The following is a 3640-nucleotide window of genomic DNA, read 5'->3' as shown; positions in this document are numbered from 1 at the left end:
CTAATGACTAATGACTAATGACTAATGACTAATGACTAATGACTAATGACTAATGACTAATGACTAATGACTAATGACTAATGACTAATGACTAATGACTAATGACTAATGACTAATGACTAATGACCAATGACTAATGACTAATAACTAATGACTAACTTACAAATTTTTCTCGATATCGCTACCGAAGCTGCCTTATCTGCTGGTGTAATTTTGCAAGATTATTTAGGTAAAGTCGAAGACGCGACTACCGAAAAAGGCAGACCTGGTGATTTAGTTACCGCTGCTGATAAAGCTTCTGAAAAAGTGATTTTGGAAATTATCAACCGGCACTTTCCCCAACATTCCATTCTCGCGGAAGAATCAGGAAAATTGGGAAATCAAACCAGTGAATATCTCTGGGCTATTGATCCTCTAGATGGTACAACTAACTACGCCCATCAATATCCCTGTTTTGCTGTTTCCATTGGTTTGTTTATTCAGGGAGTGCCAAAAGTCGGTGTAATTTATGATCCTTTCCATAATGAATTATTCCGGGCTGCTGCTGGTTTAGGTGCAACACGCAACCGCCGACCTATCAAGGTTTCTCAAACTTCTGAACTGAGTAAAAGTTTGTTAGTAACAGGATTTGCTTATGACCGCAGGGAAACCAAGGATAATAACTATGCAGAATTTTGTCATCTTACCCATCTTACCCAAGGCGTAAGGCGTGGCGGTTCTGCTTCTTTAGATTTAGCTTATGTTGCCTGTGGCCGTGTGGATGGCTATTGGGAAAGAGGTATTGCACCTTGGGATATTGCTGCTGGTATAATTTTATTACAAGAAGCTGGGGGTCAGGTGACAGCTTATAATGGTGGAGATTTACAAATTGATTCTGGCAGAATCCTGGCTACTAACGGTTATATTCATAACAGTCTCAGTCAGACACTAATGCAAATTTCGCCTTTGTCAGCTTGGTAATATGGCAAAATTACTAATATCTGTTAATTCAATATTACTGACTGGGTAAACTTAAAAAAATTGCTGCTTGGGTGCAACATTTCTATATGTCTTTTAAAATAGATGGCGGATTATTTAAATATGATTTTGTAGATCATCACGCAGTTTTGTGTGTTCCAGTTGACGCTAGTGCCGGGGAAGTACGTAAACGCTATCTCAACATCGCCCGTCGCTTGCACCCAGATAGTGCTGCTGTGATCAAAAGTCATGAAAAAGAGATAGCCACTGAATTATTATCTAAACTGGTTAATCCTGCTTATGAAAAATTGTCTGTAAAGCGTAATCGTGCTGAATATACTGTAATTTTGTCGCAAATGGGCAAACGTCTAGCACAAGAGCCGGGAGAAGTGGTACTGACTACAGATGCAGCCAAGGAATTAGCGATCGCTCCCAATATTGAACTATTGTATCAACAGGAATTGGCTAAAATTGCCGAAACTCAATTTGTTGATTTGCTGCAAACTCCCCAAATCATTGCCCAAGTTAGCGAATTGAATTTAGTTTACCTGATGCGGCGTGCAGGACGGTTAATGACTACGCCTCAGTCTATTAAAGCCTCTGGTAATTCTAGCACTCCACCTCCTCCCCCACCCCCTCCTCCTACACCAAAAACAGATGCGGTGGTAGAACAGTATCTGCGACGCGCTCAAACTTTGATTGAAAATGAGCAGTTTGCTCAGGCAATGGTGGAAATACAAGATGCTTTGAAGCTTGCTCCTAAAAATAGTCACTGTCATAGCTGGATGGCAATGATATATTTACGGCAAAATCAGCTAAAAATGGCTAAGATTTACTTTGAAAATGCACTGAAATTAGATCCAAATGAAAAATTAGCTTTGGAATGGAAGCCTAAACTTGATAAAGTTTTAGGAAATCAATCTGGTACTAATCAGGGAAGGAAACCTGCCAATAATGGAGATACCCAACCCGATAAGTCTAGAAATGGTGGTTTATTTGGTGGTTTGTTTGGTGGGAAGAAAAAATAATGGTGTATCAACCAGCAGCGGGAGCTAGGGATTTATTACCCTTGGATGTGGCGCAAAAACGCTGGATTGAAGATAGATTACAACAGGTTTTTCATCGTTGGGGATATCACAGGATTATCACCTCAACGTTGGAACGGATGGATACGCTGATGGCAGGTGAAGCAATTCAGCGCCATAAGGTCATACAATTACAAAATGGGCAAGATGAAGAATTGGGTTTGCGTCCAGAACTCACCGCTTCTATTGCTCGGACTGTAGTTACTCGCATGGCTGAAGCAACCTATCCCCAACGGTTGTATTACAATGCTAATGTATTTCGCCGCAACTGGGAAAAGCGCCATAATCAGCAGCAGGAGTATTATCAAGCTGGGGTGGAGTTGCTGGGTGCGGACGGTTTACTGGCAAATGCAGAAGTGCTTTTGTTGGTAGCTAATTGTTTAGAAGCTTTAGATTTGCGTGGATGGCAGTTGATTTTAGGTGAGGCGGGAATTACTAAATCTCTGCTGGATGCTTTTCCGGCTAATATCAAAAGTGAAGTGAGAAATGCGATCGCAAATTTGGATCGTGTCACTCTCGATACTTTACCTCTGAGTGAAGAATTGCACCAACGCGCCCGAATCATGTTAGATTTGCGTGGCAATAGTGCTGATGTGCTGCAAAAAGTCAGCAGTTTAGATTTAGATGCTGACCAACAAGCAGCGGTAAATAACCTGAAATCCCTAGTAGAATTACTAGAATCAGAAGGTAAATTTTCTTTGATTTTGGATCTCAGTTTGATTCAAACTATTGACTACTACACAGGAATTGTGTTTGAAGTAGTTAGTGATACTGAAGGTCAGGCGTTAGTTTTAGGGCGTGGTGGTCGTTATGACCGGCTTTTAGGGCTATATCATCCCCAAGGGCAAAATATTCCTGGGATTGGTTTTGAATTAAGCATTGATGATTTATACCAAGTTTTAGCATCGAGTCAGCAATTACCGCAGAGTATTCCTGCAAGTAACTGGTTAGTAGTTCCAGAAGATCAAAATGCTGATGCTGCTGCTTTTGCTTATGCCCAAAAGTTACGAGATTCTGCCCATTTAGTACGGGTAGAAATGGACTTGGGGGGAAGGGATGCAGAAGAAATTCGGAACTATGCACGCGATCGCTCTATCGCCCAAATCGCCTGGATTAACTCCGATGGTACACCCACTATTGAAGCAGTTCGTTAACAGGTAATACAGCTATCAGCCGTCAGCTATCAGCCGTCAGCTAATGTTAATCTTTACCTTTGCGGTTCTTTTCTTGTTATTTGTTGATTAATAAAAGCTGATTACTGAAATCTGATTACTGAAAGCGGATTACTTGCGTTAATATTACAAATTGTTAACTTAGAAACTGCTGATTCAATCAAGAGAGGGGAACGAGAAAATGCCACATACAATAGTAACGGAAGTTTGTGAAGGCGTTGCTGACTGCGTAAATGCTTGTCCTGTAGCTTGCATTCATGAAGGACCTGGTAAAAACGTCAAAGGTACAGATTGGTACTGGATAGACTTTGTCACCTGTATCGACTGTGGTATCTGTTTACAAGTTTGCCCAGTAGAAGGGGCAATTTTGCCAGAAGAACGCCCTGATTTGCAGAAAATTGCAGAATAGGGGACTGGGGACTGGGG

Annotated in this window: 4 protein-coding genes; all 4 read left to right on the top strand. The window is 41.2% G+C overall.

Annotated elements, in window-relative coordinates; genetic code table 11:
- The first annotated feature begins 150 nt into the window (after nucleotides 1-150).
- The 4 genes from IQ237_RS25820 (at nucleotide 151) to IQ237_RS25805 (ending at nucleotide 3623) form a co-directional block, all read left to right on the top strand.
- Nucleotides 151-960: an inositol monophosphatase family protein gene (locus tag IQ237_RS25820; RefSeq protein ID WP_194060095.1), complete on the top strand. Its 810-nt coding sequence runs from the start codon at nucleotides 151-153 to the stop codon at nucleotides 958-960.
- A gap of 86 nt (nucleotides 961-1046) precedes the next feature.
- Entirely contained in the window at nucleotides 1047-1985 is a 939-nt protein-coding gene (locus IQ237_RS25815) for a J domain-containing protein (RefSeq protein ID WP_194060094.1), read from the top strand.
- Nucleotides 1985-3196 carry an ATP phosphoribosyltransferase regulatory subunit gene (locus IQ237_RS25810; RefSeq protein ID WP_194060093.1) on the top strand — a complete coding sequence of 404 codons (1212 nt, stop codon included), beginning with the start codon at nucleotides 1985-1987 and terminating at the stop codon, nucleotides 3194-3196. The genes IQ237_RS25815 and IQ237_RS25810 overlap by 1 nt, the downstream gene beginning before the upstream one ends.
- A gap of 199 nt (nucleotides 3197-3395) precedes the next feature.
- Nucleotides 3396-3623, top strand: a complete 228-nt coding sequence (locus tag IQ237_RS25805) for a ferredoxin family protein (protein WP_194060092.1) — start codon at nucleotides 3396-3398, stop codon at nucleotides 3621-3623.
- Nucleotides 3624-3640 lie beyond the last annotated feature (17 nt).

The sequence above is a fragment of the Sphaerospermopsis sp. LEGE 08334 genome (genome assembly GCF_015207205.1).
GTDB lineage: Bacteria > Cyanobacteriota > Cyanobacteriia > Cyanobacteriales > Nostocaceae > Sphaerospermopsis.
This window is presented reverse-complemented; position numbering and strand designations above follow the sequence as displayed.